Raw genomic sequence first — 18,753 nt, forward strand, 5'->3', positions numbered from 1 at the left:
CCTAGCCAGTGAGAAGAAAACTTTAGCATCTATTTATAATGCTAAGAATGAGATATTTAAAGTTTACTTTTCTAACATGGTGTTTAAATTAGTTATAGATAGAAGTTTAATATGAATGTAGATGACTACACTTATGTTAGGCTTTTTTTAGTACTTAATATTTTGAGTACTGTAAGTTAACTTGTCATAAGATTGATTACCGAATACGAATTTTGGTCACTTAAGCCAAGAAAATCCGAGAATAATCGTAAAAAATATTATTTTAAGGAGTAATTAAAAAGTGTATTCACGATTTATAATTTTATGAAAAATATTTTATATATAAATTTCTAATAAAATGAGATTAACGACAAATTAATTATAACGTTCTAAGTTTAATAATTAGCCAGATATCTTGATTTACCTTGACTAAGTATGATATTAGATCAAAATGTAATAAAGAAAATAATCTATTAAATCATTAGATATTAGAGAAATATAGATGAAGTTGTCCTACGAAAACTTTATACGATAAACACCTTATGACATTTATCGTAAGGTTATGATGCTATAATCAAATTACATTATTTGGAAATGAGGCGAGCTAATGTGCAGTATGGATTAGGGTTGGATAAGTATGAAGGAATAACTAGAGTAGAAAACTTAAGAAAAAAGTTATGGATGAAAACATCTATAGTGAAGTTAGGGATTATTCTAATTTCAGGAATCTTGCTCGGTAGAGTAAATTTATTATTAAATCAATCAGATAGTCTTGGTATAGCGCCAATAGGAATTGCGTATTTGATAGCTGTAGTTACAAAAGAGAATAGGAGAAATAGTTTAACTGTGGCGATAGGAATCGCTATAGGATATCTAACAATAAGTAGTTTACTGACAGACGGTTATGTATATTTAGTAGCTGTAGCTTTAGTTACAATTTACTATGTGTTTATAGCACCAGCTAAAAATAGAAAAAAGGAATTAGTAGGTTTTGTAATAATTCTAAGTAGTTTTTTTTGTTATGGTTTACTAGTTAATAAATATGAACTTGGCGTAAATATAACTTTATGTTTAATACAGACATTAATTGTATTGCCCATATATTATGTTATAAAGTATGCGTTAAATTCTTTGGAAGAGGTTAATACCAATTACTTCTTTTCTTCGGAGGAAATAGTAAGTATTGGAATATTTTTATGTTTATTAGTTGCAGGAATAGGTAATATAAATATTAGTAATTACTCTATAAGAAATATATGCGCACTTACATTAGTTTTGACGATTGCATATGTAGGCGGTGCAACATATGGAACTATGATTGGAGTTTCTATGGGTATAATGCTTGGAGTTGCTTCAAATGACATGATGTATAGTGTAGCCTTTTTTGGAGTTGGAGGCTTAATTGTTGGCATATTTAAAGATACTGGGAAAATATTTTCAATACTATCAGGTATAATAATTTATACTGCATTAGCTTTGTACTCTAATGCAGTAACATTGAAGTTGGGAGTTGAGGTTCTTACTAGTTCTGTTTTATTCTTGTGTGTTCCAAAACCTGTATTTACAAGTATTGAAATTGAGATAAATCCATATAGAAAGAAAGCATCTTTAGGCGAAATTCAATTAAATGCAATAAAGGAGGAATTTACTTTTAAATTAAAAGAGCTTACAAGTGTACTTACAAATGTATCAAGATGCTTATTAACTAACAATGATAATGAAAATTTATTGATTAAATCGAAAGGGAGTGCATTAGTAGAAAACTTGGCAGATAGAAGTTGTTCAAGCTGTGAAAATAGGCCTTTATGCTGGGAAAGAGAGTTTCATCAAACATTTAATTCTTTTCAAATGTTAATTCAAAGTAAGGAGGAGGGCAAATTAGCAATTCCTATGGATTTGCAAAAAAGATGTATCAAAAATTTTACACTTTTAAAAAATGCAGAGGGGATTGTAACCAATTATAATGTAAATGAATCAATAAAGGAAAGATTAGCAGAAGGAAGAAATATATTATCATCCCATATAACTAACATATCGTGTACTTTAGATAATCTTCTTAATGATTTTAAAAAGGAGGTTAGAATAGATACTGATTTAGAAAGATTGACGAAACGTATACTGAATAAAAACTCCATATATTACAATGATATTTTTTGCTATATAGATAAAAGCGGTAGGGTTAAGATTAGATTAAGTGTAAATAATTGCGAAGGAGCTGATTATTATGGAAAAAACATAGTTTCTCTATTGAGCAGTGCTATGAGAATGAAATTATGTATTGGGGATGATGGTTGTAAAATAAATCCACAGACAAATGAATGTATTATAACGATAGAGGAAAAACCAAAGTATTATATGGTGTCTTATGGTGCAATGGAACCAAAAGGTGGAGAAACTCAAATAGGTGATAGTTATAGTTTTGGAAGGACAAGAAATGGAACGTATATGACAATTCTAAGTGATGGGATGGGGTCTGGACCAGAGGCTAAGGAAGAAAGCAAAGCAACTGTTGATTTGGTAGAAAAGCTTATTGAAGCAGGGTTCGATGAAGATATAACGGTCAACACAGTTAATTCTATAATGGGAATGAGATTTTCGGAAGATGAAAAATATGCAACTTTAGATTTAAATAGAATTGACTTATATAATGGTAATGCAATATTTGTAAAGATAGGCGCAGCACCTAGCTTTATAAAAAGAGGCCGTGATGTAATATCTATTAATTCTAAGAATTTACCTTTTGGACTTGTAGATGAAGTGGACGTGGAAGTTATAAGAGAAGTGCTACGACCTGGTGATATTTTAATTAATGTCAGCGATGGTATTTTAGATATAGATAAATCAAACTCGGGAGAATCAACTTGGATTGAAGAATATTTAAAGACAATTAATTCAGATCCTAGAGAACTGTCAGAAAAGGTGTTAGAAAGAGCGAAAAAATTAAGTAATGGAACAATTAAAGATGATATGACAGTAGTAGTTTCAAAAGTTTATTTAGATAGCTAAGATTATCATGCAATAAGTTATTAAAATATTATAAATAGCTGTTTCAAAAATTTAAATCGTAAGTTAAATTTGAAACAGCTATTTATATTTGTTTCATATTTAAGTAAATAAATAAGATTGTTTTTAAGAATAATGTTATATTTATATAGAATGAGTTTTGAACTGTTAAATTGAAGCAATAATGTTTACATTTAGAACATATATACGTAAAATATAAGAAGCGGAATTGTATATGACATAATAATAAATAAGTAGGAGTGTTATTTTTGTATAGAAAAGTACTGTCTTATATAAAAGACAATAACCTTATTAAACCCAATGATAAAATTTTGATTGCTCTTTCTGGAGGACCAGATTCTATATGTCTTTTGAATGTTTTATTTGAGCTAAGAGAAGAATTAAATATAAGTATAGCTGCTGCACACTTAAATCATCTTTTAAGAGGCGAAGATGCATTTGAAGATGAGAGATATGTCATTAATACATGCAATGATATGGGAATAAAATGTTTTGTCAAACGTGTAGATATTAATGCTTATTCTAAGGAAAGTAAGTTGTCTTCGGAAATGGCTGGGAGGAATGCTAGATATGATTTTTTTGATGAAATCTTAGAAAAAGAAGGCTTTAATAAGATTGCTACTGCGCATAATGCAAATGATCAGGCGGAGACAGTCTTATTTAGGCTTATGAGAGGAACAGGCCTTGAAGGGTTGGGAGGAATTAGGGCGTCTAGAGATGATAAAATAATAAGACCCATTTTATGCTTGAGTAGAGAAGAAGTAGAAAACTACGTAAAGCTAAAGAACTTAAATCCAAGAATTGATAAAACTAACTTTGAAAAAATTTATAATAGAAATAAAATAAGATTAGATATATTGCCATATATGAAAGAAAATTTTAATGAAGATATAGTACAGACTTTGAATAGGATGTCTACATTATTGCAAAAAGATAATGAATTCCTTGAAAAATTATCCGCTGGTTTATACAATAAATATTGTATGGAATGTAATGATTATTTTATAATAAAAAAGGAAATATTTAAAGAGGAAGAATCTTTGGTTAATAGAGTATTAAGGCATGCGTTAACAAGGTATTCAAAGTCTAATTACGATTTTGAAGTTAAGCATATATATGAAATATCTTGTTTGGCTCAAAAATACTCTGGAAAGTTAGTGCATCTTCCAAATGGAGTTTGTGCTGAAAATGTTTATGGAGATATATACATAAAAACAAAGACAAAAAAATCAGATATAAATAGTAAAAAAGAAGAAATAATTTTAGGTAAAGATAACATATATATAAATACAGTTGAGTTTCATAAGTATGTTATTCAATTTTCTATAATTAATGGTTATAATGAAAATTCTATAAACTTAAAGCAAGGAGATTTCGTTAAGTATTTTGATTTTGATAAAATTAATAATAATATTTCAATACGAAATAGAAAGAATGGAGATAAAATTATTCCACTAGGAATGAGTGGTAGCAAAAAATTAAAAGATATTTTTATTGATATGAAAATTCCTAAGAATGAAAGAGAATGCATCCCTATTTTATGCTTTGATGAAAGGATTGCATGGGTTATTGGAATTAGAATCTCAGAAGAATATAAACTTACAAGTAAAAGTACGAATATATTAAAAGTAGTCGTTCAAAGAAAGGAATATTAAATATGAAACAAGATATACAAGAGATACTATACTCAGAAGAAATTTTAAGTAAGAGAATTAAAGAACTTGCAAGTGAAATAAGTACAGATTATAGAGGAAAAGATTTACTTATAGTTGGTATTTTAAAAGGATCAGTAATATTTGCTGCCGAGCTAATAAAAAACATATCTATTAAATGTGAAATAGATTTTATGGCAGTTTCAAGCTATGGAAGTTCTACAGAAACATCTGGTGTCGTAAGAATATTAAAAGACTTAGATAATAGTATAGAAGGAAAAGATATTTTAGTGGTTGAGGATATTGTTGATACAGGAGTAACCTTAACATATTTACTTAAATATTTAAAAGCGAGAAAAGCAAATAGTATAGAAATAGTTGCATTACTAAATAAGCAAGCGAGGCGTAAATCTGATTTAGATGTTAAATATATTGGATTTGAGGTTCCTGATGGATTCATAGTAGGTTATGGAATAGATTATGCTGAAAAATACAGGAATTTACCTTTTATAGGGATATTAAAGCCTGAAGTATATGAAAAATAGAAAGTTCAAATTTAATTGTAATAAAAATATTCCTATGGTAAAATTTTAAATATGATGAGAGAGGGGGGCCTTGAATGAAAAAATATTCAAGTGCGGCTGTATGGATTGTATGCTCAGTTATGCTGATTTTAGCAGCAGTTACTATGTGGCAAACAGGAAAAGGTTCTAATGAGATAACTTATAGTTCATTTATACAAAAGTGGAATTCAAATGAAATAGAAAGTATCTTAGTCAAGGAAGACAGCATGACTATAGAAGGAAAAACTACTGATAATAAAAGTTTTGTTACTATTGCTCCGGGTGAACTTGTTAGTTCGCTTATAGTAAATCAGCCTAAATTAGATGTTAAAGTCGTTTTTGAGAAACCATCTAATAATGCAACGTGGATAGCAACATTACTTCCATTTATATTAATGGCAGTATTTATATTTATATTCCTATTTATATTTACTCAACAATCCCAAAGCGGAAGTGGTGGAAGAGGGGTTATGAATTTTGGTAAAAGCAAAGCTAAAATGGTAACTCCAGATACACAAACAGTTACATTTGAAGATATAGCAGGTGCGGATGAAGAGAAAGCTGAGCTTGAAGAAATTGTTGAATTTTTAAAATTGCCATCAAAGTATATACAGATAGGCGCAAGAATTCCTAAAGGCGTTTTATTAGTTGGGCCTCCTGGGACTGGAAAAACATTACTTGCAAAAGCGATAGCGGGAGAGGCAGGCGTGCCATTCTTTAGTATATCAGGATCAGATTTTGTTGAAATGTTTGTTGGTGTTGGTGCATCGAGAGTTAGAAGTTTATTTGAAGAAGCAAAGAAAAATTCACCTTGTATAGTATTTATAGATGAAATTGATGCAGTTGGAAGACAGAGAGGTGCAGGCTTAGGTGGAGGACATGACGAAAGAGAACAGACATTAAATCAACTTCTTGTTGAAATGGATGGATTCGGTGCTAATGAAGGTATCATAATGATAGCTGCAACAAATAGGCCTGATATATTAGATCCAGCGTTATTAAGACCAGGAAGATTTGATAGGCAAATAATTGTTGGAGCTCCAGATGTAAAAGGTAGAGAGGAAATTCTTAAAGTTCATACAAGAAAGAAACCACTAAATGATGATGTGAAGTTAGATGTGCTTGCTAGAAGAACACCAGGGTTTTCGGGAGCAGATTTAGAAAATCTAACAAATGAAGCGGCATTACTTGCTGTTAGAAAAGACAAAAAACAAATTTCTATGTCTGAAATGGAAGAAGCAATAACAAAAGTAATTGCAGGTCCTGAGAAAAAGAGTAGGGTAATAACTGAACATGATAGGAAATTAACAGCTTATCATGAAGCAGGTCATGCAGTTGTTATGAGATTGCTTCCACACTGTGATCCGGTTCATGAAATAAGTGTAATTCCAAGAGGTAGAGCTGGTGGATATACTATGCATCTTCCAAAGGAGGACACTTCTTATACATCTAAGTCTAAATTAAAAGATGAGATGGTTGGACTCCTAGGTGGAAGAGTTGCTGAAAGATTGATTATGGGAGATATAAGTACTGGTGCAAAAAATGATATAGATAGAGCAAGTCATATAGCTAGAAGTATGGTTATGGATTATGGTATGAGCGAAGAAATTGGAACTATATCATTTAGTACTTCAGGGCATGATGAAGTTTTCCTTGGAAGAGACTTAGGTAAGGGGAGAAACTTTAGCGAAGAGATAGGTTCTAAAATAGATAAAGAAATAAAGAAATTTATAGATGAGGCTTATGATAGAGCTAATAAGCTTCTAAAAGAAAATATAAACAAATTACATGCTGTTGCAAAAGCTTTAATTGAAAAAGAAAAACTTGATGCAGAAGAATTCGAAGATATTTTTGTAAATAATTAATACACAGGCTATTTCAGGCACAAAATGGGTTTGAAATAGCCCTTTAATTTTTTATATGTAGAATCATAGAATATTTATATTAATACGAATATTCGGAGTCTATTTATACTTATTATTCGAAAAAACTTTTATTATGTATAGTGAAATGATATAATAAATTATATTAAGTATGATTTTGGGTTTATATTTAGGAGGGATTTTAAATGAAAAGTGATATTCAGATTGCTCAAGAGGCAAAGATGGAGCCGATAAAAAATGTGGCTGAAAAATTGGGACTTTGCGAAGATGATATAGAGTACTATGGAAAATATAAGTGTAAAATATCTTTAGATGTATATGATAAGGTTAAAAATAATAATAATGGAAAGTTAGTTTTGGTAACAGCTATAAATCCAACTCCTGCAGGAGAAGGAAAGTCAACAGTTACAGTAGGGCTTGGTCAGGCTTTAAACAGGATTGGGAAGAAAGCCGTTATAGCATTAAGGGAGCCATCATTAGGACCGGTTTTCGGGATCAAGGGTGGAGCAGCTGGGGGAGGATATGCTCAAGTTGTTCCTATGGAAGATATCAATCTTCATTTTACTGGAGATATGCATGCTATTACATCTGCTAATAATTTGTTATCTGCAGCAATAGATAACCATATTCACCAAGGTAATGTTTTAAGAATTGATTCTAGAAGAATTGTATTTAAAAGAGTAATGGATATGAATGATAGAGCGTTAAGACATATCATTGTTGGGATGGGTGGAAAGGTTAATGGATTTGTTAGAGAAGATGGATTCAATATAACTGTTGCATCTGAAATAATGGCTATATTATGTTTAGCAAGTGATCTAGAAGATTTGAAAGAAAGAATGGGGAATATAGTAATTGCATATAATTTAGATGGAAATCCTGTTTATGCTAAGGAACTAGAAGTACAAGGAGCTATGGCGCTACTAATGAAAGACGCGATTAAGCCTAACTTGGTTCAAACATTAGAAAATACTCCTGCATTAATACATGGAGGACCATTTGCTAATATTGCTCATGGATGTAATTCTATAATGGCAACTAAGCTTGCTTTAAAGTTGGGAGATGTTGCCATAACAGAAGCTGGATTTGGAGCGGATTTAGGTGCAGAGAAGTTCTTTGATATTAAATGTAGATATGGTAATTTAGAACCTGAATGTGTTGTAGTTGTTGCGACTATAAGAGCATTAAAGCATCATGGCGGAGTAGCTAAGACAGAATTAAATGTTCCAAATGTTGAAGCATTAAAAGATGGAATTGCTAATTTGGAAAAACAGATAGAGAATATAAAGAAGTTTAAAATTACACCTGTTGTTGCAATAAATAAGTTTGTTACAGATAGTTCGGAAGAAGTGGAATTCATTAAGGATTTTTGCGATAGAATTGGGGTTAAAGTAGCATTGTGTGATGTGTGGGCTAAAGGTGGTGAAGGTGGAATTGACCTTGCCAATATAGTGTTAGATGCACTAGAGAATAGTGAATCAAATTTTGAGCCTATATATGATAAGGAAAAATCTATTAGAGAGAAAATATTTACAATTGCTAGTGAAATTTATGGAGCAGATAAAGTTAATTATACTCCAGCAGCAAAAAAACAAATTGATGAATTAGAAAAGTTCAAGTTGGATAAACTTCCTGTATGTATGGCAAAAACGCAATATTCACTATCAGATAATCCTAGCCTTTTAGCTAGGCCTACAGGATTTGATATTACAGTTAAAGAAGTCAGAGTATCAAATGGAGCTGGATTTATAGTGGTTCAGACAGGTGACATAATGACTATGCCTGGCCTTCCAAAGGTACCAGCAGCAAATAAGATGGATGTATTAAAAAGTGGAGAAATAATAGGATTATTCTAATGAATGCATATATGTGTATTTAAGTTGAAAACAGAAGCTAGAAAATGGTGGTATTAATCTAAAATCACATTTAAACTCTTGACAAATTAAATATAATTGTTAAAATTATATTGTTATTTTTTAGTCAATTTCAAAATTAAGGCAGCTCTTCGGGCTGCTTTTAATTTAACTATATTAAGGTGGTGCTTTCTATGATTTTACTTGTTGATGCAGGTAATACTAACATTGTTTTGGGAGTACATAATGGAGAAAGGTATATAGCTAGTTGGCGTATTTCAAGTGAAGGAAATAAAACTTCAGATGAGTATGGTATACAAGTTATGCAACTATTTAACTTAAGTGACATTGATCCTAAAAATATTACTGGAGTTATAGTTTCTTCTGTTGTTCCTAATATAATGCATTCTTTAGAAAATATGTTAAGAAAATGTTTTTGTCACGAACCTATAATAGTTGGACCAGGAGTGAAAACTGGAATAAATATTAAATATGATAACCCGAGAGAAGTTGGAGCAGATAGAATAGTAAATGCTGTTGCTGCATATGAAATTTACAAGAGACCAGTTATAATAATAGACTTTGGAACAGCTACAACTTTTTGTGCAGTAAGAGCGAATGGAGATTATCTTGGAGGATGCATATGCCCTGGAATAAGAATTTCGGCGGATGCTTTATTTGAAAGAGCAGCTAAGCTTCCTAGAGTAGAATTAGAAGTACCAAAAAATATGATTTGCAAAAATACTGTATCAAGTATGCAATCTGGTATTATATTTGGTTATATTGGGCAAGTTGAATATATAGTGAAAAAAATGAAACAAGAAATGAAAAATTCTAAGTATAAGGAAGAACCTTTTGTATTAGCAACAGGTGGATTAGCAAATTTAATAGCTAAAGAGACTGATGTTATTGATAAGGTTGATTCGGATTTAACACTAGAAGGATTAAAAATATTATATGAAAAAAACAAAGAAATAGAGATTTCCCAAAGATAAATTATATGGAAATTGAGATTTATACAAGATGTAAGGAGTATATTCTACAATGAAGATAGGGAATTTAACCTTTGAAAACAATATATTTCTAGCACCTATGGCAGGAGTAACTGACATATCATTTAGAGGATTATGTAAGGAAATGGGATGCGGTTTGGTTTACACCGAAATGGTTAGTGCTAAAGCATTATATTATGGAAGCGAGAATACACAAACCTTACTTAGAATAGCAGATGAAGAAAAACCAGTTGCGGCCCAGATATTTGGTAGAGAGCCAGATGTGATGGCTAGAATTTGTGAGGAATATTTAAATAACAGGGAAGATATTTGTATAATTGATATTAATATGGGATGCCCAGCTCCCAAAATAGTTAAAAATGGAGAGGGATCTGCATTAATGAAAGAACCGGAACTTGCATACGATATCGTTAGAACTATAAAAAAAGTTTCAACCAAACCTGTTACTGTCAAGTTTAGAAAAGGATTTGATGAAGATAATATTAATGCAGTAGAATTTGCAAAAGGGATGGAACAAGCTGGAGCAGATGCTATTGCTGTTCATGGACGAACACGAAAACAAATGTATCAAGGGAAAGCAGATTGGGACATAATAAAGAGAGTTAAGGATAGTGTTTCAATTCCTGTAATAGGAAATGGAGATGTATTTTCTCCAGAAGATGCTATCAGAATGAAAAGAACTACAAATTGTGATGGAATAATGATTGCAAGAGGAAGTCAAGGAAATCCATGGATATTTAGACAGATAAATAATTTGCTTAATGGAGAAGTAATTCAAGAAGTTTCAGATAATGAAAAAATTGAAATGTGTATTAGGCATTACGAATTAGCAATAAAATATGATGGGGAATTTAAAGCGATAAGAGAAATGAGAAAACACGCATCATGGTATATTAAAGGACTTCCAAGATGCACAGAACTTAAAAATAAGATTAATACTATAAATGATAGTGAAAAAGTTATTGAAGCTTTAAGAAAATATCAAGATGAATTATAGTTTTGTAAGTATAACTAGAATTATTTAATTGTTTCAAGCATATTATTAATATTTAGAAAAATGTAATTTGGTTTAATAATAAATCTAGTATAAATATGAGTATTAATTTTTGTGTAAAAATTATAATTTATGTTTTACTAATTTACTTTTATATTAATATTTAAACTAGGTTTATTTAATGTTTGATTCACAGCAATCATAGCTATGAGTAAAGTTGTTCCGAATTAGTTGCTAACTAATGGAGCGAATTGCTTCAAATTAGGATTTATTGACATATGAAATGTGCTGATTTATAATAAGTTAAATGATTTTCAGATTAAAATATTTTTCAAATTATTATAAATTTGTAGGTACTCTCTGTTAACGATATAATAAGAGATTGCTTAAAATATTTATTTAATAGATAATTTATCAAAATAAAGATTATAATCAATAACTAAAATAAATAATATAGAAGGTTTTAAAGGGGAGTTAAAGTATATGAGCCAATCAAAACAATATGTTATGACTTATGAAGGTGTTAAAAAATTAGAAAGTGAATTAGAATATCTAAAAACAGTAAAAAGAAAAGAAATAACTGAAAAGATAAAAATTGCTTTAGGATACGGAGACTTAAGTGAAAATTCTGAGTATGATGAAGCTAAAAACGACCAAGCATTTACAGAAGGAAGAATAATTCAATTAGAAAATATGCTTAAAAATGCAGTGGTTGTAGATGAGTCAGAGATTCCAAGTGATATTGTTTCAGTTGGATCAAAGGTAAAAGTTAAAGATTATGAATTTGATGAAGAAGTAGAGTATTCAATAGTAGGTTCTGCAGAAGCGGACCCTATGAATTTTAAAATATCAAACGAATCACCGGTTGGAAATGCACTAGTTGGTAAAAAAGTTGGTGATGTAGTAGAGGTAACAGTTCCAGACGGAGTTAATAAATTCGAAATACTAGGAATAAGTAGAAGTTAATTGGAGGTACAGCAATGTCAACAGAAGAAATGAGCATGCAAGAGTTAGAGTCTCAGTATAATGAACAGGAAGGATTGAGAAGAGCTAAACTAGCAGAGCTACAAGGTGCTGGAAAGGATCCTTTTGATGTTTATAAAGTCAACAGAACTCATACATCAGAGGAAGTTAAGGCAAATTATGATGCACTAGAAGGTAAGGAAGTAACCGTTGCAGGAAGACTAATGTCTAAAAGAGGGCAGGGAAAAGTTGTTTTCTCAGATATACATGATAAGGATGGTAAGATACAACTATTCTTAAAGATTGATAAGGTTGGGGAAGAAAATTTAAAGCAATATAAAACTTTTGATTTAGGTGATTGGATTGCAGCAACTGGAGAAGTATTTACAACTAAAACAGGTGAAGTATCAGTAAATGTAAATACTTTTGAGTTGACTTGTAAATCTTTAAAGCCACTTCCAGAAAAATGGCATGGGTTAAAGGATCCAGATTTAAGATATAGACAAAGAGAAGTTGATATAATTACAAATACAGAAGTTAAGGATACTTTTATTAAAAGAAGTAAAATCATTTCAGCTATAAGAGAATTCCTAGATGCTAAAAGCTTTATAGAAGTAGAAACTCCAATTCTTGGAGCAATAGCTGGTGGAGCAGCAGCAAAACCTTTCATTACTCATCACAATACTTTAGATATGGATATGTATTTAAGAATAGCTACAGAGTTATATCTTAAGAGATTAATAGTTGCTGGTTTTGAAAAGGTATATGAAATAGGAAGAAATTTTAGAAATGAAGGTATGTCAGTAAGACATAATCCTGAATTTACAGCTATAGAATTATACGAAGCATATTCTGATTATAATGACATGATGGAAATTACAGAAAATATGGTTGCATATATTTGTGAAAAAGTAAATGGAACTACTAAGGTTGCTTATCAAGGTACAGAAATAGACTTTAAGCCACCATGGAGAAGAATCACTATGGTTGATGCTGTAAAAGAATATGCTGGAGTAGATTTCAATGAAATAAAATCTGACGATGAAGCTCAAACTATAGCAAAGGAAAAACACTTAGAATTTGCTAAACCATTAAATACAGTAACAAAAGGTGAAGTTTTAAATGCTTTATATGAAGAGTTTGGTGAAGCAAATATGATTCAACCTACATTTGTTACGGATTATCCAGTTGAAATTTCACCTCTTACAAAGAAGAAGAGAGGAAATCCTGAATTCACTGAAAGATTTGAAGGCTTTGTATTTGGTAGAGAACTTTGTAATGCATACTCAGAATTAAACGATCCTATAGTTCAAAGACAAAGATTCGAACAACAAGCTAAAGAGAGAGAACTTGGAGATGACGAGGCATATATGCTAGATGAACAATTTATGAGTGCTCTTGAAACAGGTATGCCACCAACAGGTGGAATGGGAATGGGAATAGATAGACTTATAATGTTCTTAACTGATTCAGCTTCAATCAGAGATGTTATATTATTCCCTACAATGAGACCGCAGAAATAATTTGATACAGTTAAAGTAAATAGATTATATTTATTTCTATAAAAAGGTTCTATATGTATAAAAGGCATATATGAACCTTTTATTGTTGTTGATTTAAAAATGAAATATAAGAAACATAATTTGAAATCAGGAACTCTATAATAAGTTCAGAAATATTTTATTATCTGCATAAATATTTATAGGAATTAGTATTTCTTCTGGATAATAAGAAAGAAAAGCTATAAGTATTTCTGAAAACTACAAAAGTAAATAAAATATAAAAAAGACTTGCATAATCTAAAAAAGCTGATATAATAGATTAAGTAATGACGTTCCGCGATAGCTCAATGGTGGAGCACTCGGCTGTTAACCGATAGGTTGGAGGTTCGAGTCCTCTTCGCGGAGCCATTTTTTTATATTTTTTAGAATAGTATTATAAGTTATAACATGTACTTTGGAAGCATTGTTATAGCTTTTTTATTCCATATGAATTTATACTAAATTTAAATTTGTGAACATTGTTACTCTTGATGGCATAAGTTATGGAAATACTTACTCGGAGAATCACAGTTTGTAAAGAGAATGAAAAAATATATTAGCCTGTCGAATTTTTCTCACACACATTTGAAAAAGTAGATGCGCAAAAATCTACAGTTTCACAATCGCTTGAGATTTTATTCTTTCCAAGTTTTATAAAGATGAATTAGGAATATATAATATGTATTAATTCTAAAATGTAAATGTAATTTGATAATTTTGATAGTATAGAGATATAAATTTGATATTTTGCTAAAAAAGGGTTGCATAATTTAAAAAAGCTGATATAATAGATTAAGTAATGACGTTCCGCGATAGCTCAATGGTGGAGCACTCGGCTGTTAACCGATAGGTTGGAGGTTCGAGTCCTCTTCGCGGAGCCATTTTTTTTTATTTTATTTAGAATAGTATTATAAGTTATAGCATGCATTTTGAAAGCATTGTTATAGCTTTTTTTATTCCATATGAATTTATACTAAATTTAAAGTTGCGAATATTGTAACTCTTGAGGGCATAAGTTATGGAAATACTTACTCAGAGAATCACAGTTTGTAAAGAGAATGAAAAAATATATTATCCTGCTGAATTTTTCTCACATACATTTGAAAAATCAGGTGGGTAAAATCTACAGTTCCACAATCGCTTGAGATTTTGTTCTTTTCAGGCTCTATAAAGATGAATTAGGAATATATAATATGTATTAATTCTAAAATGTAGATGTTATTTGATAACTTTGATAGTATAGAGATATAATTTTGATATTTTATTAAAAAAGGGTTGCATAATCTAAAAAAACTGATATAATAGATTAAGTAATGACGTTCCGCGATAGCTCAATGGTGGAGCACTCGGCTGTTAACCGATAGGTTGGAGGTTCGAGTCCTCTTCGCGGAGCCATTTTTTTATATTTTTTTAGAAAATATTCAGACTTGACATATAAAATGATTTTGTTAAAATTAATTTATAAATTAAATACACATGTTGAAAAAGAAAAGTAATTTATAAGTCAGTTGAAGAGAGATGATGTTTGGTGGAAATCATTATTGGTTATAAATGAATGGAGCTTTTGAGTGTGAGGAAATCGATGAAGAAAGATGGGCTTAAGCCAAGAAGGGTGGAACCGCGGAATTATATTTCGTCCCTTTGTGCTTAAAGCCTTTTTTATTTTATAAAAATATATTTGGAGGGATAAAACAATGGCAGTAGAAAAAACAATGGATAAGATTGTGGCTCTTTGTAAAAATAGAGGATTTGTATTTCCAGGCTCAGATATATACGGTGGTCTAGCTAATTCGTGGGATTACGGTCCTTTAGGGGTAGAATTCAAAAATAATGTAAAAAAAGCATGGTGGAAAAAATTTGTTCAAGAAAGTCCGTATAATGTTGGATTAGATTCTGCTATTTTAATGAATAGAGAAGTTTGGGTTGCATCAGGGCATGTTGGAGGTTTTTCAGACCCATTAATGGATTGTAAGGAATGTAAGGCAAGATTTAGAGCTGATAAATTAGTTGAAGATCATATGACAGAAAATGGAGCAGAAGTAGCGACAGCTGATGGATGGACTAACGAACAATTGAAAGAATATATTGAAAGAAATAACATAGTTTGTCCCAAATGTGGAAAGATGAACTACACAGATATAAGAAAGTTTAATCTTATGTTTAAAACATTTCAGGGTGTTACTGAAGATGCTAAATCAGAAATGTATTTAAGACCAGAAACAGCACAAGGTATTTTTGTTAATTTTAAAGCAGTGCAAAGAACATCAAGAAAAAAAGTACCATTTGGTATAGCCCAAATAGGTAAATCTTTTAGAAATGAAATTACACCCGGTAATTTTACTTTCAGAACAAGAGAATTTGAACAAATGGAATTAGAATTCTTCTGTAAGCCTGGAACTGATTTAGAGTGGCACAAATATTGGAAGGACTATTGTTGGAACTTCTTGCTAAACTTGAATGTTAAGGCAGAAAATTTAAGAATGAGAGATCATGGAGAAGAAGAGTTATCTTTCTACTCGAATGCAACTTCTGATATAGAATATTTATTCCCATTTGGTTGGGGAGAACTTTGGGGAATAGCAGATAGAACTGATTATGATTTATCTAAACATCAAGAACATTCTGGCCAGGATTTAAGCTATTTAGATCAAACAACTAATGAGAAATATGTTCCATATGTTATAGAGCCGTCGTTAGGTGCGGATAGAGTTGCTTTAGCATTTTTAATTGAAGCATATGATGAAGAAGAGTTAGAAGGTGGAGATGTTAGAACTGTAATGCATTTACACCCAGCATTAGCTCCGTTTAAAGCAGCAATATTGCCTCTTTCTAAAAAGCTATCAGAAAAATCTTTAGATATTTATGCGGAGTTAAGTAAGAAATTCAATCTTGATTTCGATGAAACAGGAAGTATAGGTAAGAGATACAGAAGACAAGATGAAATTGGAACTCCTTATTGTATAACAATAGATTTCGATACATTAGAAGATGAGTCAGTAACAATTAGAAATAGAGATACTATGGAACAAGAAAGAATTAAAATAAGTGAAATAGAAAATTATATCCAAGCAAGTTTGGAATTTTAGGATTATACCTAAACAAAAACTGATTCAAGATAATTTCTTCTTGGGTCAGTTTATTTTTTTGTTGCAAGTGTTATAATTAAAATAACGAAGAACAAATTTTGGCAATAATATATACGATGGATAGAGATTTAAATTTGGAGGATAAATCATGAAGAAAGATTTTAATGAGTTTAAGGAATTTATAGTGGGTAAGAAAGTTGGAGTTGTTGGAATTGGAGTAAGCAATATTCCGTTAATCAATTTTTTAATAGATTTAGGTGCTGCTGTAACGGCTTTTGATAAAAAGAGTTTAGAAGAACTTGGAGACGTTGCAGATGGATTTAATAAAAGGGGAGTTAAGCTGGAGCTTGGAGAAAAATATCTAGATAACTTAAAAGGGTTTGATGTGATATTTAAAACACCATCAATGAGGATTGATAGTGAAGCATTAGTAAGGGTTAGAAAAGAAGGAGCATATGTTACTTCTGAGATGGAAGAGTTTGTTAGGTATACAAGAGGAAAAGTCTATGGAATAACCGGTAGCGATGGAAAGACAACAACAACAACAATTATTTCTAAGTTACTAGAAGGTCAAGGATATAAAACATGGGTCGGAGGAAATATAGGAACTCCATTATTTTCAGAAATAGAAAACATACATGATGAAGATAAAGTTGTATTAGAGTTATCTAGCTTTCAACTTATGACAATGACTCAAGAAATAGATGTTGCAGTATGTACAAATTTATCCCCAAATCACTTAGACATGCATAAAAGTATGCAAGAGTATATAGATGCGAAAAAGAATATCTTTATATATCAAAATTCAAATGGACTTTTAGTAGTGAATAGAGAAAACGAAATTACCCATGGATTTATAAAAGAAGCGAAAGGAAATGTGAAAGAGTTCAGTTCAAAAAGAGAACTGATAGATGGGGCATACTATAAAAATGGGATACTCTATCTTGAAGACAAGGAAGTTTGCAAAAAAGACGATATCGTAATTAAGGGGATGCATAATGTTGAAAATTATCTTGCAGCATTTTTAGCAACAAAAGACGATGTCTCTGTGGAGGTAATGAAAAAAGTTGCTGAAACATTTGCTGGCGTTGAACATAGGTGTGAACTTGTAAGAGAGATAGACAGAGTTAAATATTATAATGATTCTATTGCTTCAAGTCCTACAAGAACTTTAGCGGGGCTTAGAGCATTTGATGAAAAAGTAATAGTTATTGCAGGAGGGTATGATAAGAATATACCTTTTGAACCTTTAGCATATGAGGGGTACCCATATATAAAAGAATTGATCCTTATGGGAGCGACAAAGCACAAGATCAAAGATGTTTTTGATAATTTAGAAAATGAAAAAGGAATTAAAATTAATATAAATATGGTTGAGTCTTTGGAAGAGGCAGTAAGACTTGCTGAAAGCATAGCGAATCCAGGCGATATTGTCACTCTATCACCTGCTTGTGCATCATTTGATATGTATCCTAATTTTATGATAAGAGGTAATAAGTTTAAAGAGATAGTGAAGTCTTTATAAGTGCATAATGCAAGAAATAGGAGATAAGTGTTTAGTTATAAATACTTATCTCCTATTTTGCATTAACTTTTAGAAGAAAAATCTTTGAAGTATATATTATTCACATTTATACTTGGGCTATAGAATATACCTGAGGTAGTCAAATAATATTCATTTATACCCTCTGATATCTCTGGTTTAGAGGTAGCGGTTGAATTTTTTAAGTCTACTGATAGTGAGTATAAGTTATTTGAGTCACTGCCGTTAATAAAATATATGGATTTATCTATAATTTTTAACTGAAATCCATTCATTATGGAAATTCTCTTGCAGCTTAATGTAGATGGGTCTAGTGAGTATAGATTGTTGTCATCAGAAGAATTGAAAAAAAGTAACTGCCCATCAAAAACTATAAAGCTATTAGCTGTGTAATCGGTAAGTTTTTGTCTATTACTACCATCCGTTTTTATTGAATATAATTTTGAGTTATCACTTAAGTTTTGATACACAATAAAATCTCCATTAATTATAAAAGAGCCTACACTATCAGGACATACCAATGAGTGTTCTGATGTTGATGTATTATATTTGTAAATCCTATTTTCGTTATTTTTATTTATGTAGAATAATTCTGAATTAGAAGCTATTAAATTATTTACTGAATCGTCATTCAACTTTGTGTAAGTTTTATCAGAAAT

At 30.6% G+C, this 18,753-nt stretch carries 12 protein-coding genes, 3 tRNA genes and 1 other annotated feature (1 of these 16 cut by a window edge); of the genes, 14 read left to right on the plus strand and 1 reads right to left on the minus strand.

Features of this window, described 5'->3' with window-relative positions:
* The first annotated feature begins 573 nt into the window (after positions 1-573).
* From spoIIE to murD, 14 genes are all read left to right on the plus strand, one after another.
* Positions 574-2,985 carry a stage II sporulation protein E gene (spoIIE, locus tag F3K33_RS00590; protein ID WP_077723627.1) on the plus strand — a complete coding sequence of 804 codons (2,412 nt, stop codon included), beginning with the start codon at positions 574-576 and terminating at the stop codon, positions 2,983-2,985.
* Positions 2,986-3,251: 266 nt separating this feature from the next.
* Entirely contained in the window at positions 3,252-4,658 is a 1,407-nt protein-coding gene (tilS, locus tag F3K33_RS00595) for a tRNA lysidine(34) synthetase TilS (RefSeq protein ID WP_023976916.1), read from the plus strand.
* A 2-nt stretch (positions 4,659-4,660) separates the two neighbouring features.
* Positions 4,661-5,200, plus strand: coding sequence for a hypoxanthine phosphoribosyltransferase (hpt, locus tag F3K33_RS00600; protein WP_011967463.1), 540 nt, complete (start codon positions 4,661-4,663; stop codon positions 5,198-5,200).
* Positions 5,201-5,274: 74 nt separating this feature from the next.
* Positions 5,275-7,083: an ATP-dependent zinc metalloprotease FtsH gene (ftsH, locus tag F3K33_RS00605; RefSeq protein WP_023976915.1), complete on the plus strand. Its 1,809-nt coding sequence runs from the start codon at positions 5,275-5,277 to the stop codon at positions 7,081-7,083.
* A 203-nt stretch (positions 7,084-7,286) separates the two neighbouring features.
* A complete protein-coding gene (locus F3K33_RS00610) occupies positions 7,287-8,957 on the plus strand; it encodes a formate--tetrahydrofolate ligase (RefSeq protein WP_023976914.1) in 1,671 nt (556 codons plus the stop codon).
* A 191-nt stretch (positions 8,958-9,148) separates the two neighbouring features.
* The gene (locus tag F3K33_RS00615) at positions 9,149-9,949 is read left to right on the plus strand and encodes a type III pantothenate kinase (RefSeq protein ID WP_011967466.1); all 801 of its coding nucleotides are present in this window, start codon (positions 9,149-9,151) and stop codon (positions 9,947-9,949) included.
* A 49-nt stretch (positions 9,950-9,998) separates the two neighbouring features.
* Positions 9,999-10,964 (plus strand): tRNA dihydrouridine synthase DusB, encoded by a 966-nt coding sequence (dusB, locus tag F3K33_RS00620; RefSeq protein ID WP_023976913.1) that lies wholly within the window; start codon positions 9,999-10,001, stop codon positions 10,962-10,964.
* Positions 10,965-11,444: 480 nt separating this feature from the next.
* On the plus strand, positions 11,445-11,927 hold the full coding sequence (gene greA, locus F3K33_RS00625; protein WP_011967468.1) for a transcription elongation factor GreA: 483 nt from the start codon (positions 11,445-11,447) through the stop codon (positions 11,925-11,927).
* A 14-nt stretch (positions 11,928-11,941) separates the two neighbouring features.
* Entirely contained in the window at positions 11,942-13,447 is a 1,506-nt protein-coding gene (gene lysS / locus F3K33_RS00630) for a lysine--tRNA ligase (protein WP_011967469.1), read from the plus strand.
* Positions 13,448-13,759: 312 nt separating this feature from the next.
* Positions 13,760-13,834, plus strand: a tRNA-Asn gene (locus tag F3K33_RS00635).
* Positions 13,835-14,271: 437 nt separating this feature from the next.
* A tRNA-Asn gene (locus F3K33_RS00640) sits at positions 14,272-14,346 on the plus strand.
* Positions 14,347-14,785: 439 nt separating this feature from the next.
* Positions 14,786-14,860: transfer RNA gene (locus F3K33_RS00645), tRNA-Asn, on the plus strand.
* Between the two features lie 75 nt (positions 14,861-14,935).
* Positions 14,936-15,109 (plus strand) — a binding site (T-box leader).
* A 50-nt stretch (positions 15,110-15,159) separates the two neighbouring features.
* Positions 15,160-16,551 carry a glycine--tRNA ligase gene (locus F3K33_RS00650; RefSeq protein WP_011967470.1) on the plus strand — a complete coding sequence of 464 codons (1,392 nt, stop codon included), beginning with the start codon at positions 15,160-15,162 and terminating at the stop codon, positions 16,549-16,551.
* A gap of 148 nt (positions 16,552-16,699) precedes the next feature.
* Entirely contained in the window at positions 16,700-18,076 is a 1,377-nt protein-coding gene (gene murD, locus F3K33_RS00655) for a UDP-N-acetylmuramoyl-L-alanine--D-glutamate ligase (protein WP_039769044.1), read from the plus strand.
* A gap of 62 nt (positions 18,077-18,138) precedes the next feature.
* Here the strand turns inward: murD and F3K33_RS00660 are convergent, their stop codons facing one another.
* Positions 18,139-18,753: the 3' portion of a DUF5050 domain-containing protein gene (locus tag F3K33_RS00660; RefSeq protein WP_039769042.1), read on the minus strand. Its footprint extends 408 nt past the window's final position; the window shows 615 of its 1,023 coding nt (coding positions 409-1,023); its start codon lies off the right edge, out of view; it ends in the stop codon at positions 18,139-18,141.

Origin of the sequence: Clostridium beijerinckii, from assembly GCF_008705175.1 — a bacterium.
Classification (GTDB): Bacteria; Bacillota; Clostridia; order Clostridiales; family Clostridiaceae; genus Clostridium; species Clostridium beijerinckii.

Coding starts and splice junctions, on each gene's coding strand:
- spoIIE (WP_077723627.1), top strand. CDS start 574: ATGAGGCGAGCTAATGTGCAGTATGGATTAGGGTTGGATAAGTATGAA.
- hpt (WP_011967463.1), top strand. CDS start 4,661: ATGAAACAAGATATACAAGAGATACTATACTCAGAAGAAATTTTAAGT.
- ftsH (WP_023976915.1), top strand. CDS start 5,275: ATGAAAAAATATTCAAGTGCGGCTGTATGGATTGTATGCTCAGTTATG.
- F3K33_RS00610 (WP_023976914.1), top strand. CDS start 7,287: ATGAAAAGTGATATTCAGATTGCTCAAGAGGCAAAGATGGAGCCGATA.
- F3K33_RS00615 (WP_011967466.1), top strand. CDS start 9,149: ATGATTTTACTTGTTGATGCAGGTAATACTAACATTGTTTTGGGAGTA.
- dusB (WP_023976913.1), top strand. CDS start 9,999: ATGAAGATAGGGAATTTAACCTTTGAAAACAATATATTTCTAGCACCT.
- greA (WP_011967468.1), top strand. CDS start 11,445: ATGAGCCAATCAAAACAATATGTTATGACTTATGAAGGTGTTAAAAAA.
- lysS (WP_011967469.1), top strand. CDS start 11,942: ATGTCAACAGAAGAAATGAGCATGCAAGAGTTAGAGTCTCAGTATAAT.
- F3K33_RS00650 (WP_011967470.1), top strand. CDS start 15,160: ATGGCAGTAGAAAAAACAATGGATAAGATTGTGGCTCTTTGTAAAAAT.
- murD (WP_039769044.1), top strand. CDS start 16,700: ATGAAGAAAGATTTTAATGAGTTTAAGGAATTTATAGTGGGTAAGAAA.